A 26224-nucleotide genomic window follows, 5' to 3' on the forward strand; every position below is an offset into this window, starting at 1 on the left:
TAGGTCTATCTCAGTAGCTATTTGTCAGTCCTTTCATAAAGACTATAAAAGTCGGTTCGCTTGTTTTTATAGAGAGATTCTATTTCCATCAGTACCGGCAATCCGCTTCATCCATTTTTCTCTCTCCGCGAATATCGGAGCTAATGGCATAAATATTTTAAAGCTTAAGAGTTTAAAATATCTTCCCGGGTGATGAACTCCGGCAAATCAGCCGCAGGTTGCTGTTCAAGAGGGGTCAATACATTGTCCACAAAATCATTGTAGAATTTTTGTATATTCCTTGTTTCAACATCTTAAGTCCTAAAATATTTTTCATTTAAGTCTGGTATATAGTGATTTGTTTCCCATGTTTTCAACTGCAGCATCAAACGGTGGTAATTTCTGCTAATTTGTTCAGGTTTGTGGGAGCTGGATTTGTTGAGTTTAAAAAGCATGAGCGTCTCCAGGTTAATATAAATGGGTAGATTTTGGGTATGATAAGAAAGTTGGATGATAACAAAAGACAGTTGTTTTTGAATATATGAAATCCGTATCTGTTTTTGGTGTTCGTCATAAATAGTTGGTTCATTTTATTGAGTTGATTCAAGAATAGAAAAAGGGATGTATTGGAGCAGGATATCAAGTTAATATTATTTTATGAGAGGTATAATTTAAAAACATGTTTTGCCAAATGAACTCTTAATACCCTAATATCTCATTAGGGTTACCCTGCAAACAATAAATGAACAGGTGCTTGTTTGAATATTAAAGAAATCCATATCGCAGAACTAACTATTCCATTAAGTCGTCCGTTTATTACAGCGGTGAGGCGTACAGAATGCGTTGATGATGTCGTGATATTAATAAAAACGGATTGCGGAAAGATTGGTTATGGTTCAGCTGCATCAACACCTGCAATAACTGGGGATAGCAAGGAATCCATTATTGATGATATTAAAAGCGCCTTAGGACCCCTTCTTATCGGACGTGATATTTCTGCATTCAATTTATTACTTCAAATGAATGATCGGGCAATAGAAGGTAACTCCTCAGCCAAGGCCGCAATTGATATCGCTTTGCATGATTTATTTGCCCAATATTGTGGCTTGCCTCTTTATAAGCAATTGGGAGGAAATTCCAATTGCATCAACTCGTGTATTACGATAAGCGTTAAAGAAGTTGAGGAGATGGTGAGTGATGCGATTGATTTAATTCAGCGAGGGCACAAAACCCTGAAAATCAAATTGGGATTAGATCCAGTCGACGACATCAATCGAATTCGAGCTATTCGTCAGGCAGTAGGCAATGACATTACTCTGCTAGCAGATGCAAATCAGGGATGGTCTTACGAAGAGGCATTAATAGCCATTACTGCGTTCAAAAAAGAGAATTTGAATGTTCTTCTGGTGGAGCAACCGGTTAGTGCTCTAAATCTGCCTGATTTAAAGACGATTACTGATCAGGTTGATTGTGCAATTATCGCTGACGAAGCGTGTTTTTCACCAGAAGATGCATTGAATATCGCAAAGATTAATGCTTGTGATGGAGTCAATATAAAGTTGATGAAATCAGGAGGCATTGAGAAAGCTCAATCTATTTACCATATTGCTCAAGCGGCCAAAATGCAAATAATGGTTGGATGTATGCTGGAGTCGCCGATTGGAGTTGCTGCAATAGCCAGTTTTGCATTAAGTAAGCCCGATATTTCTTATGCAGATCTCGATCCTATTTTTTTGATCCGCGAGAATTATATTCTTGGTGGGGCACAAAGTATCAGCAATAAAATTATCCTGGCAGACAAACCTGGATTAGGGATTGAAGGCATCACACAAGGACTGAATCTAATTGGGGTGATCCGCTAATGTCTTTCTACATTCAGCTAGCCAGTTTATTTATTATTATTCTTTATGTTTTACTTTTATTTCGTAACGTTGATCCATTAGTAGCGACAGCTGTTTGTGTTGGGCTAGGTTTTTTTTGGAATGTAAGCAGTCCCATTGACATAGGGAATGCTATGGCTGATGCCTTGGGTTCATTTATGGCTTTGGTTGGTTTTATCATCATGTTAGGTCGAGGGTTGGGCGAAGTTTTAACGCATACCCAGGTAAGTCATACTTTAGTGCACCAAATTGTTTATGGAGTTGGGGTTAATACTCAGCGACGCGCTAAAATTGGTATAGTCCTCTCATCCTTTATTATTGTTGGTTTGCTTGGAACATTAGCGGGAGGTTTAGCTATCCTGGCCCCCAGTTTGCGTCCTATTGCAGGGTCAGTAGGCTTGTCACGCCCCAGTTTGGCAGTACTCATGCAAGCTTCAGCTGAAGAGGCTTTAATTCTAGGGCCTTTTGCTCCCCCAGTTGTAACCTTGCTTGGTGTCACTGGATTAAGTTATGGGACAGTATTTCTTTACGCTTCGCTCCCAATTGCTGTAGTGACTTTAATTACCACCTGGCTTATGGCTTCACGATTACAAAAACTATGCATCAATGAGCCCTGCGAAGACGAGAACAGCACTGAGCCTTTTACTCCCAATAGACAACAAAAAAGGGCTACATTAATTTTTCTGATTTCCTTTTTGTTTTGTGTTGTCTATGGTTTATTTACTCAAGCGAAAACCTCTTATGTGATCTTTGTTATGTTATTTCTGGCGCTAATTACCGGATTATCCTGTCGACTCGGTTTGAAACAAATTTTTAACCTGTTATTTGAAGGAATGCAAAAAAGCTTGCATCTCTTCTTTTTGTTTATTTTATTTGATCCTTTTATGGCGCTAATCCATCAAGCAGGAGGATTTAATGCATTAACTGAATTATTAACACCGTTAATTAAGCTGGGAGGGAAACCAGTATTATCGATCTTAATTGGCTTTACCGGCGCTTTTGGTATGCCAGGCGCTGCAGAAGCAACCATCAAAATGCTTCACCAGCTCTTTAGCCCCTCTGTCATCCAGATGCAATTGCCTCTGATCACTTTTGCTTTGTGCATGCTCTTTGCAACTCGCGTCACAAATTATGCTTACCCTGGCGCCAATATGTTCGCGGCAATGGGTTTTTCTGGAAGTGAGAATGTCAAAGCCATGATACAAAATGGCCTTGTAGTGACTGGCGTCCAGGTTGCGTTTTTAATTGTTTATAGTTTATTCATACCCTGATGTTTGTGATCGCTTTAATCCCTTAATTCAATGAGTTTGTACCACACAGGGCTATGCTTAGGGCTTATACAGATACAGAGGCTGGTAAAGAATAGTGCTTAAAAATTTCTGCCAAAGCTTAATTAAGCAAGTCAAATTTGTATTTGTTACAACTCTATGAAAATCCGAGATATTGATTACACCAATTCTCCGGAAAATAATGGTTGAGCGGCATTCCTGACACAAAAAATATGGTTTGCACCGTTAAAAATACTGGGCTTACGACTAGAAAAGCCATGCTTAATAGTATGAACTCTCACGTTGTAACAACTTATGTCATGCCTGCTCCAAATTGCAGTCTATGGATAGCTCCTCCGGTTGAAGATTTTCCTACAGAAGCATAATTTACACTAATTAAATGAGTTCTTTTCCTGATAAGCCACTTAATAGTAAGGCATCATAAGCACCTGTAGGTTAATTTACCTTTACTAACTTGTGTATGTCTATGAGACGCATTTTGAAACTTCAAGTGGTTAAATAAAAAACAGCTTCCATACTTATTTTGTTTAGTAAAATATAGTATTAGTGTTAGTTATGGTATTTATAGGTAACCTTGTTTTAGGGTACTATCAGTTTTTCTTGGTTTTGTTCAAGGTTTGTACTTTCATCAAAACCGTGAACGCTCACTTTTTCAAGCAATGGTGTCAGATTAGGTTTGAACTACTACATTAAGCTAATCTTTTATAAATTATTATTTGTTATAACTCGTACTACTTTCATTTTTTCTAGTCACTGTATCCTCGTTTATATCATAGTCAGTATTAAGCGTTCTTTTTGCAGATGTTGAAGTTTCTTTTTGTTCAGCGTTTGGCGTTCTGAACATACTCCCGTTAAGTACAGTATTTTTATTGGTCGAAATGGATTTTTTCTGGTTATCATATGCTTTTATTAAATCACCTACCTCATAATCATACGTCGCTTTAAAATTTTTTACTGGCGATGAAAAACTAGCTGCTACTTTTGCTGCCAAATCGATTGACTCTTTGCTTTGTCCAGGTTGTATTATTACTCTCGGTTGTTCTCCAAATAGCCATTTTGAAAATATATTCGGAGTATAAACCTGTATAGTAGTTTGAGCCGATGTTTGCTGATTCGTTAACGTTATTGTTCCCTTATATCCGGTAAAAAAACTTAACCATGATTTTGGTTGATCTACAGTTGCTATAACATTACCACCTATTCCTGGAAAAATAGTATTGATGTTTACATTCGTTGAATGCAGCAAGGAGCCCAATTTTTTAAAAGTAGAATCTTTATTGAGAGTGGTTGAAGTAAGTTCATATCCTGGACTGGTTTTAACGAAATTCAATTCAAAAGGTTTAGTTTTAATCTCACTGTATAGTTCCTCTAAAAATTTGGCATCAAAATCTCCACCATTATTACCTCCTCTGAGATTTCTTTTGAGTCCATCCATTGTCATTTTATTTTTCTCAGGGATACTTGGGTTATGTAAATCAGTATTAAGCATGATAGTTTGAAATGCTAAAAGATAGGCAGCATCCGCATTGGAAACCACATCAGGATTTTGCTGGGAATAGGCACCACTAAAGCTTTGCACTAACCTGTCAATTTTTTGAGCTTCGCCTGGTAATTTAAATGTTTTCAAAAAGGTTCTTAAACCCTCAACAAACTCTGTCCATTGAAATCCATTTGACTGGTAAAAGCTTTTAATACTTGCTGGTTTTCTGCTTCTGGCCCACTCAAATAATCGCCAACCGCCTCTAAATCTAAATTTTTTCTTTGTTGATGAAAGAACGCGGCAATCTCTGCATTTGGAGAAATTTTATATTTCTCACATATTTCTTTTATTTTTTCTATCCCATTTTTAGGTTTGGCGTTAAAAGCTTCAATAATCTCTCTTTGTGCCCTTTCAATTTCTGGATGCATAAGCTGCTCCTTTTGTCTAATGAACTGATGAATTCTGCTTAAATAAAAAAATTAATCAGCATTATGTTTAAATAGCGATTGTATTTGTTTATATTATAAACCAATTGATCTATATTTTCCTTTTATGGACAGGAAATACTTGCAGATTTTAGCTCTTACTGATTATAAAAACATCCCAGTGTGCTTTATAGGTTCTATACTAGTTAATATATAATCAGATTGAAGATAAGCGGCTATGGAAGATGAGTCTAAAGTCAAAAAAGGGTTAAAAGAAGAAAAAAAGCAACTTAATCAAAAGTGGCTTGAGCAATTATTGAATAACCCACGCTGGGGTCCTTCCGTGGTTAAGTTAGCTATGGCAAGAAAAAAAGAAAATCGGAATAAACGTGGTGAGGCATTTAACTGTTTTGTGCTGAGTAGACCACAAAATGCGTTTGAGGAAGATGAATACCGAAAATTTCTGGATAAGTTAAAAAATAACATTAACGATTTTAGTGGAACGACCAGATTTCAAATCGCTCTTTTTACTGCAGATAACCACCACTGGACAGCATTTGATTTTTTTATCGTTGATGGAAAGCTTCATGTTTTTTGTTTAGATGCGGCTAATGATAGTGCAGGAGATGCCGCGCTTGATGAAATCATGAGCCGATTTCCTGATTGCGATGCTTACCGGTTAGAGCCTGATAGAGATCCAAAGGCGAAGGATTTAAAACATTTTCGTTTGATTCAAACTGATCGGGAAAATTGTTCACGAATGACCATTGAGCATATTTTGCTATTGTCAAAAAAGAAATTTTTATTTAATGAAAGTTTCGCCAACTACAAAGTGGTTAATGGGGTGAAGCTGATTAATCCTGACGCACTATTCAGGCAATCTCCAGATCTGTATCGTATGACTCAAATCGATTCTATTCTAGATAGCCTTATGATTGATTCACCAAAAGAGGCGCAGCGACTAGTCAGTAAGAAAGGTTTGAATTCAGAGCAGTACAGGGATTTGTTTGGACATACATCAGGTAAACAATCCAAATCATCAAAAAATACAACCATCGATTACAAGAGACAGAGGGTGGAGAAAAACCTTTTATCTTTTTTGGCCAAGAGTGAGCAGAAGCATCTGGAAGAAATTATTGATAACTCTGAAAAACAATGGTCTGAGTTTTTAGAAATGTCTCAGTCAGAACGCAGCCAATTTTTATTGGGTAACATCAGAGAGAAGCCTTTTAAAGAAATTGTCGGGAATATTCTAGGCAAAGGCATAAAAGACAGACTGGATCATAAAAAATACATTGAAAACGATGTGATCAAAAAAAGTTCGTTTACTCTTTTTAGAAGAATTGATAAGCATTTTGAAGTTAAGAAAATTAAAGCAGAAATTAATGAACTGGAAAAAGCCTTGAAAATAGTAAATCAATTATCTAATGACACAAGTGCTGATGAAGTATTATTGCATTTACAAAAACAAAAATTACCCCTGGAGATAAAAGCAGAATTGGTGGGGGCGCTAGATATATATACTCTATTAGACAAAGAAAAATCAGCTCTACAGTCTCATAAAATAAATTGAATTAGTTTTAGATTATATGTCTGGTCATAACCCAGACTGCGCTTTATTTGTCTGAAATAGTTTTGACTTAATCTCCAACATGCGCAATTAAATTGGAAATTAAATCAGCCTTGAAACTTACACCCCAACCGGTTAATAATCCACGCTCAAAATGATCATTCATTGGAGGATGGGGCTAATATGGGTTCCTGAAATATCATTTGGCATATAAGCCTCCCTCATTACATGCTGTACGACAATAAAAATATATATGGATTAACAGAGTGTGAGCATGAATGTGTGTTTTTATTAATAAGGGTAAAATCCGCAAAATAAATAAGGGCTTTGCTTTCTCTATCCAAACGAACTGTAGAGTCCTACATAGAAAATATTAAGAATAAAATGGATTGCAGAAATAAGGCTGAAATACTGGTAAAAGCAGTGTTAAATGGTTATCACAATCACATCTCAGAAAGACTAAATCAAGCGGCTGTTATAAAGTCACTTTAATCATTATGATGTTGAAGTTCTAGCATATAAATACGGTGATTAAACCAAGGTTGAATACGGTATTATTTTACAAACTGACCCAAATTATTTGAAAGGAAATCTTCATGCGCCAGTTATTCATTACCATGTTTATTTTTTTATTATCTCATGCAGGATATAGTGCGCCTGCCTTTGAAATTCTTCCCCTTGGAGTCTATGGGGGGTTGAAAGATGGAAATTTATCAGCTTATTTAATAAAGGCTATCAAAAGTAAAAATTATACGGCTCTTGATGGGGGCACTTTGGTGCGTGGGCTTGAAGTCGCGGTCGATAAAAAGTCACTGCGTAATAAAAAGGTTGACGATTTGCTGCAAAAACATATTCCAGCCTACCTTATTTCTCATGCCCATCTTGATCATGTTATGGGGCTTGTGATGGCGCAACCCGAATTGCGAGAAAAGCAAACCATTATGGCACGTGAAGAAACCATGCAGGTATTGCAAGACAATATTTTTAATTGGTCTGTCTGGGGGAATTTTGGAGATAGCGGAGAAATTCCTCATTTGAATTTTCAGCATTATCAAACTCTGCCATTACTCCAGTGGGCTGCTATTCCTGATACTGATCTGCACGTTAAAGCATTCCCTTTGAGCCATGGTGGAATGGCTTCAAGCGCTTTTTTAATACGTTATAAAACCGAATATGCCCTCTATTTTGGTGATACTGGCGCTGATCACATTGAAAAATCAACAAACCTGGAGAATATTTGGAAAGAAATTGCGCCACTCATAAGAAATAAACAGCTGCATGCCATCATGTTAGAGTGCTCATTTTTAAATTCACAGCCAGATGACAAATTATTTGGCCATTTAAAACCAAACTTGTTTATGTCAGAATTGCGGCACTTGGCATCGATTGTTGATCCTTTCGACTCAAGAAACTCACTACGAGGTTTACCCGTTGTTGTTACACACATCAAACCCAGATTAGCTGACTTTTCGAATACTAATGAAGATACAGAAAAACAGATTATAAACGAATTGTTCGAGGAAAATGATATTGGCGTAGAATTAATTAAACCTGAGCAAGGTATAACCTTAAGTTTATGATTGATGAAGAGTCACAACAGCCGCCAGAACCAACCTTAATAAATCATTTATGGTATTTGTGTATCAGGGGCTGTTGCGAAAAATCCGAACCAGAATAAAAAAACCTTAGCATAGAGAAGTTGCTACTCCTGCAACTTTGCATGCTATGACAGCAGCGATGTAATAGTGGATGCAGCAGAGTTCAAATTAACTGATTCAACTGAAAATTATTTTTGGCATCTTTGTATCCTGAGTTAATACGTCTTTGTATCGCTTTGCGGGAAAAATCAAAAGAAGCGGTTGCGTTTTCTTCATCTGAGCTTTCTATATAAATTATATCCTGAATATATTTATAATTAAGCAGTCGTTTATAGCCGGGAAGCTGCCTTATCAAGCTATTTTCAGGAATCACCTTTTCAATTTCCTGTATTGTTTCAATGTACTCATTAATTTTTTCGGTTAATTCGGTATTAAAACGGATTTTATTGGAAAAAATGATTTCAAACACTCTGTCAAAAACTTCAGGCATATTAGTCGGTATTTTTCCCCGGCTGGGGAAAAGATTAATCACAATAATTTGCTTTTCAACGTTTGGATCGGGATTAAGTTTATCTATAACCGGAGAGAGAGGAGTGTTGGAAAATAGGCCTCCGTCCCAATAATGAGTATTCCTAATGAGCGTCATGGGAAAACCAGGAGGCAAACTGCCACTTGCTAACACATGCAAAGGGCTGATTTCTGTGCGGTTATTACCCTGATTCTCAAAAACAGTACTTTTACCTGTTGTAACATCAGTCGCTGTCAGAATTAAATGGATTGGACTGTTATTCAGCTTATCGAAATCAATGTATTTTAATAATAATTGCTGAAGTGGTGTTGTGGTATAAAAATTGGTCCAATAAGGCATAGACCAGTAATCAGTACGCAAATGATAAAAAGCAGCATTGCCAAAGAGTGACAGATAAGGTTCGGTATTTTCAGGAAACATCTGGGCAGAAAAAACAGTCAATTCGTCCCATATTGCTTCCAGGGTCTGGACAGGATCGCCTTTCGCCCCAATCAGTGTCGCTGCATTGATAGCCCCAATAGAAACACCTGAAATTATGTTTGGCGAAAAACTGTCTGACGCATAGAGGTATTTTAATACGCCTAACTCATAAGCTCCCAGCGCCCCTCCTCCCTGGAGTACAATGGCCGTTTGCTTCATGGATGTCCTTATCATTTCACTCTGCATGAAGTATAGCAGGTAATTATAATGAAAAGGATGTGATGCGAGTCCTGGATTGTCACAAGCAAGGTATATTACTGTCCAGTTAAATTAGGTCTGACTTTGATAGGGTAGGGCGCAAAAGATGGCTCCAAACCGGTTTTAAGCATTTGTTAAGTATTTTGACTTTCCTGGAAAAAATATTATTATGAATAATTCTATTAGGGATTAAATGGCCTGTTTTTTTAAAGCGGCGATAACTCCAGACATACAAAGCCTTGCTTACACGATGTGTATTGTTGTAATGAATCGGGGTAATCAGATAAATGCTCTCTAAAGCATGATGATACCTGCATCTGAATAAGATTATTCTTATAAAACAGGAAGATTTGATGGAAGTTGAACGCATTAAAAATGAAGTAAAACTATTTTTACTCAATTCTTTTCGAATTAAGGATATTGGTTATTCGGATAATATTTTTGACACAGGTGCAATGCACTCTTTATTTTTCATTCAATTATTAGTTTTTATAGAGAAGAAATATAAAATTGATCTGGAGGTCGGTGAATTTGATCCGAACCAGTTAACCAGTATTGATGCTATCGCTCTTTTTATTTCCAGTAAACTATAATGGTAATAGGTCAGGCTCCCTATGTTGGATTTTGCACAAACGGTCAGAGCTGAGCTTTTATCTGTAATTCAATACAAATAACTGTGGTAAGGTTTGGTGGACTAACGACATGAAACAAACAAAACTTACTCTTCTTGGCGCGGGAACAATGGGTTCAGGTATCGCACAGCTTTTTGCACAATGCGGATTTCATGTCACTTTAATCGATAACATCCAATCTCAATTGGATAAAGCAAAAGCCACTATAGCTAAAAATTTACACTATCTGGCATTAACCCAAAATTTCGCTTCGACACAGTCTATTGAAACTATACTGGCATCAATTACCTTTACAACACAATTAGATGAGCTCAATCAATCGGAATATATTATAGAAAGTATCACTGAGAATTGGGAGCTAAAAAAAGCACTGTATCAGCTATTAAATGAACAATGCAGTTCCGCCTGCATTTTTGGGGTAAACACGTCTTCTATACCCATTACTAAAATCGCATCACTTGTTGATCACCCTCAACGTGTTATAGGGGTTCACTTTATGAACCCGGCACCGATGATGCCTATGGTTGAGGTGATTAAGGGATATCATACTGACGAATTGACAATAGAAAAAACCAGATCGTTACTTGAACAAGTCCATAAAAAAATGATCGTTGTTAAGGACTCCGTTGGTTTTGTGAGTAACCGTGCCATGATGATTTTTATTAACGAAGCTATTTTTATGGTACAGGAAAACATTGCATCAATCGAAGACATCGATGTTTTATTTAAACAATGCTTTGGGCATAAAATGGGGCCGCTGCATACTGCTGATTTAATTGGGTTGGATACGGTTCTTTATTCTTTAGAAACAATCTATTCAGAGCTGAACGATCCGAAGTATCGACCATGCTGGTTATTAAGAAATATGGTGGATGCAGGGCTTCTTGGACAAAAAACAAAAAAAGGATTTTATCAATATGAGTAGAATTGCAAACAGGCACTAAGGAGAGGAATTTTGCCCAACTATCAGCCTCGACAAGTGAAACAACAACGGTTCTTTAATCAATTCATAGAAAATTACCTTCACCCCTATGCAAAAAATTTTGATAAAGAACAAAATATTCCGCGGGATTTTTTTTATACCTTAGCCCAAAATGGCTTTTTGGGCGCTTGCATTCCTAAACAATTTGGCGGGCAGCAATGGGATGAATTGACCATTGGTATCATGCATGAATCCTTTGCTAAAGAACTTTGTTCTTTGGCAAATATCCTAACAGTATTGGGCATGGTGAGTAAGTCACTTTTGCAATTTGGTTCAAAAGCTCAGAAGCAAAGGTGGTTACCGCGGATTGCCTCAGGTGAAACTTTGGCTGCATTGGCTTTAACTGAATCTAATATCGGTAGCGATTTGGAGCATGTTGAAACTCAGTTGCTGGATGCAGGTGATGAATTCATTCTAAAAGGAAGTAAAAAATACATTACCTTAGGGCAAATAGCTGATTTGTTTTTGGTTTTAGCAAATTGCCAGGGCCAACTTACTGCGGTTTTAGTTGAAAAGGACACACCGGGCTTAATTATTGCACCCATGTCTAATTTTTTAGGATTACGTTCTAATATGTTGGCTGAGATCTTTTTTGATAATTGCCGAATTCCTAAAACAAATCTGTTGGGTAGTATTGGTATCGGTTTTAACTGTGTTATTCAAACTGCTTTAGATGAAGGACGTTATACAACAGCGTATGGATGTGTTGGTTTAGGACAAGCTTGCCTGGATGCGGCTCTTGGCTATACTCAAAAAAGAAAACAATTCGATCGCAGATTAGACGAACATCAGCTCATTCAAAAAATGATAACTGAAATGGTGGTGCAGGTTAAAGCCGCCCGGGAATTGTGTTTTTATGCCGGAGAACTTAGACAGCAAAAAAATCCAGCATACATAGCTGAAACATTAATTGCAAAATACGCGGCTTCAAAAATGGTCGTTTTTGTATCTAATCATGCTTTACAAATATTTGGTGCAGCTGGATTTGAAGAAACTTATCCTGTTGAGCGATATTACAGAGATGCCAAGGTAATGGAGATCATTGAGGGCACCTCACAAATGCACGAGATACTCATTTCAAAGCTTTGCAACAATAAATAGAGGATATTATTAAACAATGCGTTCCCCTGATCAGTACACGACAATTTGCTCCTTATTTGAGGAGAAGGTAAAGCAATACCCGGAAAATACAGCGGTTTATCTGGAAGATCGCCAAATTTCGTTCGATGTCTTTAATAAACAAGCCAATCAATACGCGCGGTATCTGCAAAGAAAAGGGCTGCCATTAAATGGAATTGTCGGTATTCAACTCGCGCGCTCTTTTGAAATGCTGGTGGCTATTTTTGCAGTATTAAAGGCAGGTGGTGCCTATTTACCGATAGATCCCATAGCTCCTGTTCTAAGAAATCAAACCATCCTTGAAGACAGCCAAATCAAATTTCTAATTGTCAGTGATCATTCATTATTGACGGCAACCCCGGGTTTGCAAGTGTTAAGCATTCATGCCAATGTGAGCGATGAAGATTACCATAATTTAAACCTGCCCAGGAAAAAACAGGATTTAGCGTATGTGATGTATACTTCAGGCACTACTGGCAAGCCGAAAGGAGTCTTGATTTCACATCAAGCTTTGCTTAATCGTATTTTATGGATGCAAAACACATTTCCCTTGCAAAGTCGTGATGTAGTATTTCATAAAACACACATTTGTTTTGACATCTCTGTCTGGGAGACCTTTTGGTGGTCTATCGCGGGCGCCGGAGTAGTACTTTTACCGCCAAGAAAAGAACATGACATCAAGCTGTTTATTCAAATGATTGAGCAATATCAAATCAATGTTATTCATTTTGTACCCTCCGTATTACGAATATTTTTAAGTTACATCGAACAGGATTTTTCGATAAATCGCTTAAGCTCTTTAAAGTACGTATTTTCAAGTGGAGAGGCGCTGGATGCCAAAAGTGTTAATCTATTCAACCAGTTATTTCAAGATCAAAAAACAATATTAGTCAATTTATATGGGCCCACAGAGGCCACAATAGATGTTTCCTGTTTTATTTGTGAAAAGCACAAACGTTTTGACACTGTACCCATTGGAAAGCCTATCCAAAATACTCAATTTTTTGTGTTAGACGAGCAGTTAAATTCAACCGGCTTCGAACCTGGAGAGCTTTATATTTCCGGAGTTGGATTAGCTCAGGGTTATTTAAATAATCCAGTGCTGACTCAGGCATCGTTTATAGACAATCCTTACTTGCCTGGAGAGAAAATGTATCGTACTGGAGATATAGTGCGTTGGAATGAAAATCATGAATTGTTATTTTTAGGCCGCAGGGATGATCAGGTCAAAGTACATGGCATACGTATTGAATTAGGAGAAATACAATATCATTTACTAGAACATCCCAACATCCAGGATGCCGTCGTGGTCTGTGAGAAAGCAGATGGTCTAGATCATAGAATGGTTGTATTCCTGATTGCTAATAAGAAACAAACAAAGATTGGCAGCGCAGAACTGAAATCCTTTTTAAAAAACAGGCTCCCGGATTATATGGTACCAGAGCATTATTTATGGTTAAGTGCATTTCCAATAAAAGAAAATGGAAAAATAGACAAAGAGAAACTATTGAGTTTCATTTAGCATGAGCAATGCCCGAGAAATAAAAATAATCAGGGAAAATGACTTATACTTAATTAAAAGCTGGTTGTAGAAATAATATAAACTATGTTTTATGTTATGAACCCGTTATACGTCGTCTAGTTAGTGTTTATTAAATTCTTGGTGCGGCCAAAGAAATGGAGCCATAAATTATGAGTGACAATAACTACTCAAACAAAATTGCTATTGTTGGTATGGCTGTAAAATTTCCTGGGGCTAATGATCTTGATGAGTATTGGGATTTATTGAAGTTTGGTAAAGAAGCAGTCACTAAATTTTCCGCAGAGCAATTACAGCGCTCGGGTATTTCAGAGCAATTAATCGCTAATCCCAATTACAAACCATACAGAGGGATATTAGATGACCTGGAGTCATTCGATGCTGCTCCGTTTGAAAATACCACCAAAAATTTTGAATTGTTGGGTGTGCAAGGCAAAGTGATGTCGCATTTAACTTATCGAGCTCTGAGCAACATGAGAAGTCAGGAACATCATGTAAATAACTACATAAAAAATACAGCTGTTTATATTGGTGCAAATAATCAACCCGCCTCCCATTTCCTGGGAGCCGCCTACTACCAGTCGATTGATACTCAAAAAGCGATAGAAAGGTATTATTCAAAAGTCATTGCACCATATATTTCTTATCAATTTGGATTTCAGGGTAGTTCTATTGATTTATATACAGCTTGCTCGTCTTCTCTGACAGCCGTGATCCAAAGCTGTAGAGAATTAAACAGTCATCAATGTGATATGGCAATTGCGGGTGCGTGCTTAATCGATTTACCACAGGAAGTTGGATATCTTTATGAAGAGAATGGCTTGTTTTCCTCCGACGGGCATTGCCGTTCTTTTGATGCTTCAGCATGTGGGACTTTATATTCAAACGGTGCTGGATTGGTTGTTCTAAAGCGGCTTGAAGATGCCATTGCGGATAATGATCTAATCCATGCTGTGATTATCGGATCGGCTATGAATAATGATGGTAATTCTTCAAAAGAAGGATTTATGGCACCAGGCGTTCATGGCCAATATACTTGCTTGCAGTCTGCTTGGCGAAATGCAGAGGTTGAGCCAGGTGATCTGGATTATATTGCAGCTCATGGATCCTCAACCAAACTGGGTGACGCAACTGAAATATATGCCCTGAAAAAAGCATTCAAAGACGTTAAAAAGACACACAGTTGCCCAATAAGTTCAGTAATAAGTAACCTGGGTCATACAGGCATCGTGTCCGGTATGGCTTCAATCATCAAAACAGTACTTATGCTCAAAAATAAGGCTATTGTTCCTTCAATTAATTTTGAAACTCCTAATCCAGATTTTATGTTGGAAGACTCTCCTATATACATTGCCACTGAATTTCAAGATTTCCCTACAGAAAAAAAACTCTATTTGGCTGGTGTTTCCAGCTATGGCGCAGGAGGCAGTAATACGCACTTGGTTTTGCGTAGCTATGATGAAAATTAGGGTTCTGTTGATATTTCGTTTTTATTCCTGTTAAAAGTTAACCTGCTGCGGTTTGCTTGTTAATAGCCACATACAATTTAAGCAGCAAGGAACATGTCATTTTGGGTTACGTTCGGCCTGAGGAGTGGCGAAAGCCACGTCTCGAAGGCCATCCCTTATAGGCTTGGAGACTTGCAGATGGGAATTGGGCTAAACAGATCTTGGTATCTAAATTGTTTGAGATTTCCTCATCGACAAACCACAGTAAATCAAGGGGGCGGTTAACAGTACTTTCAGCTTGGTGTTTTACTATAGAGAAAATTATTCCTGTTACCGGGATTCATCAGTGGAGTTCAATGGTATAAAACGATTCAGCTTACCCGAATACAAATATTTAATTTCAGGTACCTCAGTGATATTTATTTGGGCATCCATCAAACCCACCTTGCTTAATCGTAAGCGTATATTCTTTTGCAATTGGTTCTTGTTTATAAAACCGGTTGTTACAACCCTGATATTAGCCCCATCGATTGTTTGTTCGACCTGGTATTCCTGAATATTTTTTTCTGGTAGAAGTGCTCCTAAGAAAAGCGAATGATGTACAAAAATATTACCAGGATAATTAAAATCACATCCAGGCCGACCTTTAGGAGTTTGTATAAGCTGATGCTGGATGCCGCAATCACAGGTTTTATTTAAAAATAATATTTCATCCGAATTTTCATAGCGGATTAATGGCAAAGTGTAATTATATAAGTTAGTTATATACATTTTGGAAACCATGATTCCTTTGTCAACAGGGCGATTTTGTTCATCCAGAGGTTCAATAATGCATTGATCATCATTCAAATGCATCTCATCCACATTCGCTCGGCAATTTAGCCCAACCATCCCTTCAGTACAACCAAATACATTAAAAATGTCCACTTTAGGCCAGGTTTTTTTGATTAAAGTTAGGGTCTGCTCGAAAAGTGGTTCTCCTCCGACAAAAAGAATTTTGGGATCAATTTTTATTTGTCCTTTTTGAACTAGTTGACACACTTTATGAACATATGAAGGACCAGCAGTTAAAATATCAGGTTGAATTTGATTGAGCCGTGTAATCACTATGTTTAATGGGGTTACAGCCATAGGTAGAAAATACATATTTTCATCACGACGCCCAAAGGTTTTTGCTAAAGAGTAGGCAGCAATTGCCGTGTTTGTTACAAACAGGCTGACAATTCTTGAGTTTGTATTTAGCTTTGTGGTTACTATTTGCGTGCGTTTATAATTGTATAGTGGGTAGCGGATAAATGCCGTATGAAATGTAATCCATTCATCCCAATCATAAATAAATACACCTCGTTTCCCGCTACTTCCTCCAGTTGACACGACCTGATAGCGGGAGAATAAATATAATGTATCAATGCTATCATTTTTTTTACTCAGATGTTTTTCAACCAGGTTTAATGAAAGCTTGGGGTTAGTGACAATTGCATCCCAATTTTCCATTAAAATGGTTTTATTTATAGTAGGGAGTTCACCTAATCGTTCTCTGGTAAAGTTCTCTATGTTGATTTTTGCCAGTGTTTTTTTATACCAGGGAGACTTTGATTTTGCGTGAAGTAATATTGCTCTCAGTCTTTTATTGATAAGATCTTCGAGTATTTCTTTGGAATAATAGATGGCTTCTTGATTTTTTTGAAACTGTTTCTCGTAGTCTTGAATATGCTGCCATATCAGTTGATCTGGGGTTGATGAATTATAATTCCTCTCATAGATTCGGTTAATCAAGTGATTGATTTCTCTTATTAAGAGGTGAAAAAAAGACATATTACTCCTTTTCCCAGTGGCTATCCTGACACTATAAGTTATGAGCTATGAGCGAGCTCATGTAAAGGGGTGATATTTCCTAAAAGGGATTTTAATCAAGCGATAGCCTGGACTAATTTTTGATTGGCAGTCATCAGGAAGATTAAAATACCTAAGAAAATTATAGCTTAAAACTTGCCTGCATATTTTATTATAAAGGTAGCGCAAACATGAATTATTTTCAGCGTAAGTCAATTACTTATCGAATTGCAATGGGTTCTCGTCAAGGTTAGAAATTATTAATGTTCAAGTTGATGCCATCCGGAGATGAGTTGGATGATTCAGTAGAGATTCTTTGGGAGAATCTGGTGGATTTTCATTGCATGACGTAGGGCAGTACCTATACTATTTAATACAACTATTCTCAAAGATGATGCGGTAATTTTTGTAATATAGGTGAAACATAGGGAACCACTTATAGAATCAGGAAGAACCTACACTCTGAAAGTCTGATAGTACACCTCAGGATTGTGAGTGAGAAATTTTATGGCCTATCATCAAATTAGCTATGCTTTTTTGAATCATCAAAAATTACCTTTAGTTATTCAGCCTCAAGCTAAATTAGAAGGTAATGTTCATGTTTTAAAGCAATTTCTTGAAGAAGACAATGCCTTGTTTAAGGAGAAGCTCCTCAAATATGGCGCCATTATCTTGCGTGGGTTTCATGTTCATACGGCTGAGCAATTTTTAGAAGTGATCCAGTCAAGCAATTTGGGGCCAAATTATTCTTATGATTTTTGCCCAATTCCTCGAACACGTATTACAGATAATATTTATACCTCGATAAATATTCATCCAAGCTTTAATCTTGCTTTACATAATGAAAAATCATATGACCAGGATTTTCCCAGCCACATTTTTTTTAACTGCATTCATGCTCCGGATACAGGTGGAGCTACTGTATTGGCTGATGGAAACAAGGTATGGTTTTCCTTACCAACGTTTTTGCAAAAAAAATTGCAGTCTAAAGGGATATTATATCGAAGGCATTATTACGGTACCGGAATACAATACAAAATGATTCGTTCAATAGGTAAAAACTCTGGATGCTTGACATGGATGGAACGATTCCAAACCGATGACAAAAGTCAAGTAGAAGTGATGCTTCAGCAAATGGGGACGCAATTTCAATGGATTCAGGGAAATGGGCTAATCACCGAACAGTTGCTTCCTGCGTGCCGGAATCATCCAATCAGCGGAAAATTAGTCTGGTTTAATCAAAGTAACCATGCTAACCGTTATTATAATGGAACCAGTGATTACATAAAAAGCAAGATTACTAGTTCTTTTATTCGTTTTATCTTGTTACACAATTACTTTCATCCTTATACTGCTTTTTATGGTGATGGCGAACATTTATCGAAACAAGAAGCAGATTGTATCAACTCCGCAATACAAAAAAATACAGTATCAACGGCCTGGCAGCCAGGGGACGTGATGATAGTTGATAATTATTCCTGCTTGCATGGGAAAACACCCCATACAGGAAATCGCTTGATCCTGGTTGGATTGACAAAATATTTTGATTAAAGGGACAAGAATCAATGCCTGATGACATTTCACGAAAACGATTTAGTGTTGGAGACTTGTATTTTATTAATGAATTTGAAGTCAGTAGTTTGATTTATGAGATTTTCCATCAGAAGAGTTATTTGTCGGATTTTCTTACTTTAAGTGCCGGTGCAGTTGTTTTTGATGTCGGGGCGAATATTGGTATTTTTTCCTTATTTGCTTTAAAACAATGCCATTATGATACTGAAATATATAGCTTTGAGCCTATCCCTGCTACTTTTAAGTGTTTAAAAAAGAATTTGGCGAGGTTTAAGCATAACGTGCATGTTTACAATGCCGGGATAGGAAATGTTCCAAAAGATTGTAGTATCGATTTTACTCTCTTTGGGGAAAGCTCTGTTACTGCCACTTACAAACCAACAGATAAAATCATCTCCAATTATCAACCATTGTTAAACTATGAAACATTGTTAACGCTTTCTTCTTTTCAAAATAAACCACTTTATTATCAATTAAAATATTTACCTTTTTTGCGTAATTATCTCATTAAAAAGAACTATAAACGTCAGACCTTAGAAACCAAAGTAAGATGTCACCTGATTTCATTAGGGCGTTTTATTGAAAAAAACCGGATCACTCGCATTGATTTACTAAAAATTGATGTGGAAGGTGCAGAGCTTGATGTAATAAACAGCATCAAGCCAGAGCAGTTTTCGTTTATTAAACAATTGAGCATCGAAGTTCATGATATTGATAATCGGGTTGAAAAAATCGTCTCCTATTTACAAAAGCAAGGTTATATTACTTATGTTGACAGAAACCCAATTTTTGCAGAGTTGGGTTTTAATCATCATATGATCTATGCCAAATTGCCTGAGCCGGTAATTGTTGCACAAAGTGAAGAGTCAAATAATCCTGAGAATTATATTGAAGCGCGTCAGTATTTTTATGGACTCCTTGCAGGCGGGGTGAGAATTAAACTGCTGGAGTCTATGTTTGATCTTGACTTGTTTCGTTTATTCGATGGCAAACCTTATTTATTGGAAAATGACATTATGAAAACGCTTGAACTGAAACCTGTTCGAGCAAAAAAATGGTTACATTTACTTTGCTGTGAAAATTTTTTAAAAAAGATTTCGGTTGGTTCACAAGTAGGGTATCAATTGGCAAAAAGCCAAGTGATGTTAGGGGATGGATATTGGGGATTTAAACAATATTATGATTTTTATTGGCAGAGGATGGCAAACGAAAAATTAAGTAATATATTGCGTTTTACTGATCCAAAGTTCAATGTTTCCTGGCCACCGAAAAATGCGGAGGAAGCAAGTTTCCTTGAAACATGGATGACAAAAACAGTAACACCACTTATACAAACTTTATTGGCTTATCTTGATTTCAATCAATATCGCTCCGTGTTGGATGTTGGGGGCGGTGATGGCACTATTGCTTGTGCACTGGCTAAGGCCTATCCGCATTTAAAAATTACTGTTTACAATTTACCCGAATCAGCAAAAATAGCTCAAAAAAACATAGATGCAATGGGATTACAGAAGCGAATAAGTGTATTTGCGGGTGATTTTATTAACGATGAACAATTTCCTGCGGGATTTGATTTGATTTTATTCGTGCGTGTTTTGTGGGATTGGGATAATTCCAGAAAAAGGAAATTATTAAATATGGCGTATCATGCTTTAAAAAGGAATGGCCATGTTGCTATCTGTGAAGGTTTTAAAGAACTTTGCTATGATCTTTGTCTGACATGGGAATACAGCTATATTTTTGCAGATGGATTTGATGCGGAAGTTTTTAAAACCTCAGATGAGTACAAAATCATGCTGCAGCAAATAGGCTTTAATCCTATTCCCGTCAAAGCTATTTCTCCCTCTGATCCAGTGCCTGGAACGGTAATATTGGCAGAAAAATAATTTTCATCGATTATATGGATTGGTTTAGACTCATTTAACACAACTTGATATGCTTAAAATTTGAACTAATAAAAATACAGACATAAATTGTTAGGAGGTAGTCTGGGCAATGTGCTATTTTACCGGGACAATTTTGGCATATGAATTCATTTTTTTAGCTTAAGTGAGGGTACTTTTATAATCCTCGCTCCATTTAAGCAAGATTTCAGGTGCAAGAGGTTAATATCTGTAAATGATCTCATCCTTTATAATAGAACAAATTTAATCAATTTGTGTCATCTAGCGTAGCCTGACTTGTAAACAGGCCACTCTTGCTTTTGAGTTGTGGTTTTTACCATGATGTCATTTTGAAAGGAGATGGGTTGAAGATTTCCTGTTCTTCCTCATTTTTTTCAATGTTCTCTCCTTGAGTAGAAGGGGAAATTTTGGGTTCCATTGAAAGTGGAGTTGAAGCAACACTTTGATTTTTCTTGATTTTGTCTTTTGCTTGTATTGTAGGCGCTAAATTATTTGCTAGCCGTTGGATAAATACATCGTATAGGACTAATGTGGGCATGTTAATACGAAGAGAAAGTATATTTCCTTCCTCATCTTGATTTATTTGCATACAATCAGTGGAAAGATGATTTTCTTCTTTAAATTTATTGAATACTGTGATAATCGCTTCTATAAATTTTTTTAATTCTTCTTTTTGCTCTTCAGTTAAGGAATTAGGCTCACAAAGCAATTTAATATTAAGCTTCATTAATTCACGATCATTATCAATCAGTAATAATCCTTTGTTGATTAACTCAGCAATGATTTCTGGATTAAAACTTTTTTTGTCTAAAGACCTTGAATCAAATTCACCTATCCATTCGTCCGTAGTCTCAACTGTTTTTCGTGGTTTAGTTAGAGAGTTCTCTTTCCCAGGGCTAACTTTTTTCTCAGATGTCTTATCTGAAGTAGCACTATCACTTTCACCAGCACCACTTCCATGTCCAGAACAAAGGCGCTTAGGCGCGATTTCTTTAAAACAAACCGGACAGCGTGTTTTTGCAGCTTCCAGAGCAGCTTCTTTTTTTTCTGTTTCCTTTCTAAATAGTTGTAGAGCCAATGCTATAGAAGAGGTTTGGGGTTCGCCTGCCGTCATAGATTCAGGAAAAGACTGATGTTTTTCTTTGGATTTTTTCATGAGAATACTCCAATGCAAGTTCATAATGATTTCATCTGAATAAAGATTTACTTATCTGTTATTATACCGGGTTAAAAAAGAGCAATTGTATGTAAATTGTACGGATGGGGCGTGTGTTTGCTTCTATCTTTATATATATGTAACACTTAACTGAAACATCATTTCAGACTGAATTTGTTTGTATGTTTTTTATTTTCAAAGAGGACTTGGAAGAACAAATGAAAGATAAATCAATATTGCTTGTAGAAGATAACGTTAAGCTAGCAAATTACCTCAAAGAAAGCTTACAAGAAGCAGGTTATGATGTATCTATTGAAAAACGTGGTGATAGGGCTGTTTATCGCATTATTCGTGAGCAACCTTCCCTGGTCATATTAGATATAATGCTTCCTGGTATGAATGGAGATCAAATATGTCACACCATTAGAGAGGACTATTTAGGTAAAATACTTATGTTAACAGCAGTTAATGATATTGAAAGTGAAGTATCTTCTTTAAATTTAGGAGCAGATGACTACTTAACCAAACCTGTTGCAGACGAGGTCTTAAAAGCAAGAATAGAGGCATTGTTGCGTCGACCTAATTTAGTTAATAATCAAAATCAATTTCAATTTGGCAATTTTTCTATCAATTTTAGTACTAAGAGTGTTCATCTCTTTGATGAAGAAATTTCAATAAGTACTAGTGACTTTGAAATGCTTGCTTTGTTGGTTAAGAACCATGATAGGTTACTTAGTAGAGATAGCATTATGTATGCACTTTCTGGGCACGAATACGATGGGGTTGACAGAAGCATCGATTTAAAAATATCTCGTTTAAGAAAAGCATTGAATGATAATAATAAAAAGCCTTATCGTATAAAAACAATCCATAAAAAAGGATATGTATTTGTATCTGAAGCTTGGGAATAAATACAGACCACAGCCATCAATTTTATGTAGGACTTACCAAAAATATTAAAAAATTCTTTTGTCTCGACCTTGGGATTTTTCGTAAATCCTGTTACGAGAGCCTCACAAACTATATCGCAAATTTATACTCATATCCCTCGATAAAGTATCATTTTAAAAGGAGATTGTTTGTACAATATATATACATTTAAACTGGTTGTTTTTGATAAAATCAACCTATTATCTGAAATAATATTGTCGAGTTGAGCCATGAAAGATGCTGCAATAGAAATCTTAATATATAAGCCAGATCCAGATCACCCAGTGCCTGAAGAGCAAAGAGGAGTGGTGGTAAACCCTTATCTAAAACAACGGTTTAAGCACTTTCTTCCAATTGGCGTTTATTTAGAAGGCTCCGATTTGAGATATTATTTTTTCGAGCAGTGTGATAAAGCCCCGAAAATCTATAGTAACTGGGATGAACTCAAACGAGACTTACCTGATGAATTAAACAATATATTCGAAGAAAACCCGAAATTATTTATTATGGGGCATGGTAATGGTGGCTATTATGGCTTAGGTAATTGCCATGGGCCAAGTGAGCAGTTATATGATGCGAATTTTGATAAATTATTATCTGGCTTTAAACAAGCATTGCCCGCACATCATGGTGAAGTTTTTGTGACTTTAGAAGGCTGCAATACAGACAGTCAGCTTGATGCTGCAGCGAACAAACAGGAAAAAACATTTTTAGAAAGAGTCTCAGTGAAACATCCGGAAATCACGTTTGGTGGGACTGGGCCATGGGATACTCAAGATGCACAAACCGGCTTCCGATCTCTTTCGCCGGCATCCCCTATCACATCGATGTCGGGAAATATTTGGAAGGCTGGAAACAGTGTTATTTTTCATCATGGTGAATATCAAATTGCCGTTCGAAAATCTTTATTTGCCTCAACCCATACGGCTAAAGAATTAAAAGTTAACACCATAGAATATGCCCGTACAATTCTAGGTAAAGACGCCAGCGATGAACTGATAGCAAAGTTAGCTTTAAATCGAGATATTCTAAATATTAAAGATTTAAAGAAAATTGATGGTTTTCCAGAATTGCGATTTGAAGGCGAAGATGTTGCAAAGTTTGTTGAACAGGAAAATCAAATATTAGGTAAAGAGCAAGAAAATTATTTAACACGTGTCCGTGATATCTTAGGTCGGGCGGACCCTATAGAACAACTGACAGATAGAGATGTACTAGAGCTTCTCTTGGGTTTAAAAGAGCCTTCTGTATTTAAAGGTCATGAAGACTTGCTGGAGTCAATTCTAGCTAATAAAGCTTTGTTAAACTTGGCAATAGTAAGTTGTGGAAAAGTCCTTATTGGAGGCCCAAGTAATGATAGCGTCATTGATTTATTATTAAAACAAGGCGCTGATATTAATAGTGCTGATAAAAAAGGCATGACGGCTTTGCACTATGCGGTACAGAATTTTTACAATTATAGAAAAGAGCCACTTAATCTCATTAAAAAATTATTAGAGTGTGGGGCTAGTCTTGAAATGCAAAATAAGAAAGGACAGACTCTCATCGAAACAGCACAAGAACATAGTAAAGATAGAAGGGTAACTGCTAGTGATAAACTTCTAGCATCTTTAAACTACGGCAATTCGCCACCAACTCCCTTAGAACTAAAACAATCCATTAAACAAATATTTCAAATGAGTCAACACAAGGCAGATGAGCTCCTTTCATTACCTATTGAGAAACGTGAATATAGAAAATGCAATGAAGGCTCTCTTTATATTCCAGAAAATGTAGTGGAAAAACTGCATGGAGTCCTGCAATCTGCAAAGGGCAATTATGAACTATTATCGGAGTTTGAATCAGAGCTTGATAGAATTACCAGCGCTCTTGAAAGAGGCCTTGGAACTGGAGAGGTGATTGATGGTGAGGAAGATGAATTTATCCCTAAATGTTTTGATGATGCAAAATTCAAGTTAGCAGTGGTTATGAACGCACTGGTTGAGCTAAAGCAGGAAGTGGCTACTTCAAAAGATGCTAAAATTGAGGACGAATTTCCAAAACCAAAATCTTAATCATTAAGAATATCGTGGAAGTACTATGGTGAATCGAGCGCCTTTTAATATCGGTGATTGTGTAGCCATGACTTTTCCTGCATGGAGGTTAACAATTTTCTTAACAATAGCTAATCCTAACCCAATGTGTTTATCTCCAATTTCGGCGTCTTCGGCAATTGCATATTCAGAAAACATGTCATCCATGCCATCATTCGGTAAGCCTGGGCCATCATCGTCTACGTGAATTAAAATATGGCTATCATCCAGCGAAATGGTTAGAGAAATACAGTGTTCAGCAAATTTCATGGCATTTGTAATCAAATTAGTAATCGCATGTTTTAAAATATTTTCATCGATGTACGCACTCAAAGAATTTAACTCATTAGCATGAAATGTAATTTCGAATATCGATGAAGAATAAGGCTCTAATAACTTTTTTAGCCATACTATTATCTCTGTCTTGGACTTTTTGAATTTTAATTCGCTTGAATGCATTTTTGAGTAAATCAAAAAAGTGCTGACGATGCGATTCATGTTTGCAATATCTTCCTGGATGCTGTTCATCTGTTTATTGAGTAATACATTTTCCGGCTTTTTCCTTTTGATACTATCCGTCGCCATTTGTATGGTTGACAAAGGAGTTCTAATTTCATGCGCTACAAATCGACACATTTGTTTATGGGATTCAATCAGTTCTTTTAATCGCTCACCCATGTGGATAATATTTATATAAAGGCCATACAAAACAGAGGTACTAGCTATTTTCAGATGAAAGTCGAAGTTCCCTTGACTAAAATTTTTAGTTATCTGATATACCTTCTTCATATTTCGCACAAAAAGCAGTGAGAGAAATGTAATAAGACAAAGGGATAAGACAAAGAAAGCTAATATGAAATAATACATGACATCACTGATTCTTGTCGTAACTGGTAGATAGCTAAGCGGGCCAATTTTGAGTATTCCGCCACTAAAACCATAATAGAGAATAACAATTTGTGACGAGTTTTTATTGGTTTCAAATGCCAGACGCTTGGTTGATAACGAATTCGTTATATTACTTGGCAAGTGCTTGCTCTTGGTTTTATAAACATAAAGTGGGAAGCCATATATTTTTTCCAGCTTAGCTAGTTCCTCATTCCACGTATTTGGGGGCTTTAATAATAAATGCGCAATGATTTGTTTTAAAGCAGGGTTCATATAATGAAAAATAATTTGGCCTGGATCTGAAAAATAATAAGCTAATGCGTATGGCGTATTACCAATTTTTTTATACGCAGCATGTTGTACAATGACCAGGTTGAGAAATTGATAGGTTTCACCTGACGAGAAAATTATCTCCCCCTTATTTAATTGGTTATTCTGTGTCGGAGTAAGTTTTAGACTGTCGATTGCAATAAGATCCACAACATTATTGGTCCTTTTTTTTATTATTGCATCCCAATTTGATTTCGGGTTGTTAATTAACTCATTTTCTAAACTAATTAAAAGTCCTTGTGACATCGTTTGCCCTGCATTAATAACTATCTCTGCCTCAACTGACTTTAAATACTTAAAAAATGCCAAAACAAAAATTAAGAAAATTACAAAGAACGCAGCCAAAATTTTAATATATATATTAAATTTCATTACTATGCATCCTAAATA

Annotated in this window: 18 protein-coding genes and 2 pseudogenes; 14 read left to right on the plus strand and 6 right to left on the minus strand. The window is 36.5% G+C overall.

What is annotated here, in order from left to right; genetic code table 11:
* Nucleotides 1-84: 84 nt before the first annotated feature.
* Nucleotides 85-434, minus strand: a pseudogene (locus tag OQI99_RS16160) (EbhA); the annotation flags it as partial.
* Between the two features lie 303 nt (nucleotides 435-737).
* Here OQI99_RS16160 and OQI99_RS02760 point away from each other — a divergent pair.
* Complete coding sequence (locus tag OQI99_RS02760) at nucleotides 738-1841, plus strand: dipeptide epimerase (protein WP_265731300.1); 1104 nt, start codon at nucleotides 738-740, stop codon at nucleotides 1839-1841.
* On the plus strand, nucleotides 1841-3130 hold the full coding sequence (locus tag OQI99_RS02765; RefSeq protein ID WP_061514458.1) for a permease: 1290 nt from the start codon (nucleotides 1841-1843) through the stop codon (nucleotides 3128-3130). The genes OQI99_RS02760 and OQI99_RS02765 overlap by 1 nt, the downstream gene beginning before the upstream one ends.
* A gap of 730 nt (nucleotides 3131-3860) precedes the next feature.
* Here the strand turns inward: OQI99_RS02765 and ralF are convergent.
* Nucleotides 3861-5056, minus strand: a pseudogene (gene ralF / locus OQI99_RS02770) (T4SS guanine nucleotide exchange effector RalF).
* A 235-nt stretch (nucleotides 5057-5291) separates the two neighbouring features.
* On the opposite strand from ralF, the gene lem17 reads away from it, so the two are divergent.
* The 3 genes from lem17 (at nucleotide 5292) to OQI99_RS02790 (ending at nucleotide 8203) form a co-directional block, all read left to right on the plus strand.
* Complete coding sequence (lem17, locus tag OQI99_RS02780) at nucleotides 5292-6626, plus strand: Dot/Icm T4SS effector Lem17 (protein WP_061514460.1); 1335 nt, start codon at nucleotides 5292-5294, stop codon at nucleotides 6624-6626.
* 324 nt (nucleotides 6627-6950) lie between these two features.
* Entirely contained in the window at nucleotides 6951-7115 is a 165-nt protein-coding gene (locus OQI99_RS02785; protein ID WP_241495249.1) for a LuxR C-terminal-related transcriptional regulator, read from the plus strand.
* Between the two features lie 104 nt (nucleotides 7116-7219).
* Complete coding sequence (locus OQI99_RS02790; RefSeq protein WP_265731302.1) at nucleotides 7220-8203, plus strand: MBL fold metallo-hydrolase; 984 nt, start codon at nucleotides 7220-7222, stop codon at nucleotides 8201-8203.
* 181 nt (nucleotides 8204-8384) lie between these two features.
* Here the strand turns inward: OQI99_RS02790 and OQI99_RS02795 are convergent, their stop codons facing one another.
* Nucleotides 8385-9389 (minus strand): patatin-like phospholipase family protein, encoded by a 1005-nt coding sequence (locus tag OQI99_RS02795; RefSeq protein ID WP_265731303.1) that lies wholly within the window; start codon nucleotides 9387-9389, stop codon nucleotides 8385-8387.
* 392 nt (nucleotides 9390-9781) lie between these two features.
* On the opposite strand from OQI99_RS02795, the gene OQI99_RS02800 reads away from it, so the two are divergent.
* The 5 genes from OQI99_RS02800 (at nucleotide 9782) to OQI99_RS02820 (ending at nucleotide 15170) form a co-directional block, all read left to right on the plus strand.
* On the plus strand, nucleotides 9782-10021 hold the full coding sequence (locus OQI99_RS02800) for a phosphopantetheine-binding protein (protein WP_027222118.1): 240 nt from the start codon (nucleotides 9782-9784) through the stop codon (nucleotides 10019-10021).
* A gap of 109 nt (nucleotides 10022-10130) precedes the next feature.
* Nucleotides 10131-10985, plus strand: coding sequence for a 3-hydroxyacyl-CoA dehydrogenase family protein (locus OQI99_RS02805; RefSeq protein WP_265731304.1), 855 nt, complete (start codon nucleotides 10131-10133; stop codon nucleotides 10983-10985).
* A 30-nt stretch (nucleotides 10986-11015) separates the two neighbouring features.
* Entirely contained in the window at nucleotides 11016-12143 is a 1128-nt protein-coding gene (locus OQI99_RS02810; protein ID WP_265731305.1) for an acyl-CoA dehydrogenase family protein, read from the plus strand.
* A 16-nt stretch (nucleotides 12144-12159) separates the two neighbouring features.
* Entirely contained in the window at nucleotides 12160-13683 is a 1524-nt protein-coding gene (locus OQI99_RS02815; RefSeq protein WP_265731306.1) for an amino acid adenylation domain-containing protein, read from the plus strand.
* A gap of 170 nt (nucleotides 13684-13853) precedes the next feature.
* Nucleotides 13854-15170: a beta-ketoacyl synthase N-terminal-like domain-containing protein gene (locus OQI99_RS02820; protein ID WP_265731307.1), complete on the plus strand. Its 1317-nt coding sequence runs from the start codon at nucleotides 13854-13856 to the stop codon at nucleotides 15168-15170.
* 309 nt (nucleotides 15171-15479) lie between these two features.
* Here OQI99_RS02820 and OQI99_RS02825 read toward each other — a convergent pair whose 3' ends face one another.
* A complete protein-coding gene (locus OQI99_RS02825) occupies nucleotides 15480-16964 on the minus strand; it encodes a phenylacetate--CoA ligase family protein (protein WP_265731308.1) in 1485 nt (494 codons plus the stop codon).
* A gap of 525 nt (nucleotides 16965-17489) precedes the next feature.
* On the opposite strand from OQI99_RS02825, the gene OQI99_RS02830 reads away from it, so the two are divergent.
* On the plus strand, nucleotides 17490-18533 hold the full coding sequence (locus tag OQI99_RS02830; RefSeq protein WP_061514466.1) for a TauD/TfdA family dioxygenase: 1044 nt from the start codon (nucleotides 17490-17492) through the stop codon (nucleotides 18531-18533).
* Nucleotides 18534-18547: 14 nt separating this feature from the next.
* Complete coding sequence (locus OQI99_RS02835) at nucleotides 18548-20440, plus strand: FkbM family methyltransferase (protein WP_265731309.1); 1893 nt, start codon at nucleotides 18548-18550, stop codon at nucleotides 20438-20440.
* 331 nt (nucleotides 20441-20771) lie between these two features.
* Here OQI99_RS02835 and OQI99_RS02840 read toward each other — a convergent pair whose 3' ends face one another.
* Nucleotides 20772-21614, minus strand: a complete 843-nt coding sequence (locus OQI99_RS02840) for a hypothetical protein (RefSeq protein ID WP_265731310.1) — start codon at nucleotides 21612-21614, stop codon at nucleotides 20772-20774.
* 218 nt (nucleotides 21615-21832) lie between these two features.
* Between OQI99_RS02840 and OQI99_RS02845 the strand changes: the two genes are divergently transcribed.
* Complete coding sequence (locus OQI99_RS02845) at nucleotides 21833-22525, plus strand: response regulator (protein WP_265731311.1); 693 nt, start codon at nucleotides 21833-21835, stop codon at nucleotides 22523-22525.
* Nucleotides 22526-22774: 249 nt separating this feature from the next.
* On the plus strand, nucleotides 22775-24598 hold the full coding sequence (locus OQI99_RS02850; RefSeq protein ID WP_265731312.1) for an ankyrin repeat domain-containing protein: 1824 nt from the start codon (nucleotides 22775-22777) through the stop codon (nucleotides 24596-24598).
* Nucleotides 24599-24601: 3 nt separating this feature from the next.
* Here OQI99_RS02850 and OQI99_RS02855 read toward each other — a convergent pair whose 3' ends face one another.
* Nucleotides 24602-26206 (minus strand): sensor histidine kinase, encoded by a 1605-nt coding sequence (locus OQI99_RS02855; protein ID WP_061512450.1) that lies wholly within the window; start codon nucleotides 26204-26206, stop codon nucleotides 24602-24604.
* Nucleotides 26207-26224 lie beyond the last annotated feature (18 nt).

This window comes from Legionella sp. PATHC039 (assembly GCF_026191275.1).
Taxonomy (GTDB): domain Bacteria; phylum Pseudomonadota; class Gammaproteobacteria; order Legionellales; family Legionellaceae; genus Legionella; species Legionella pneumophila.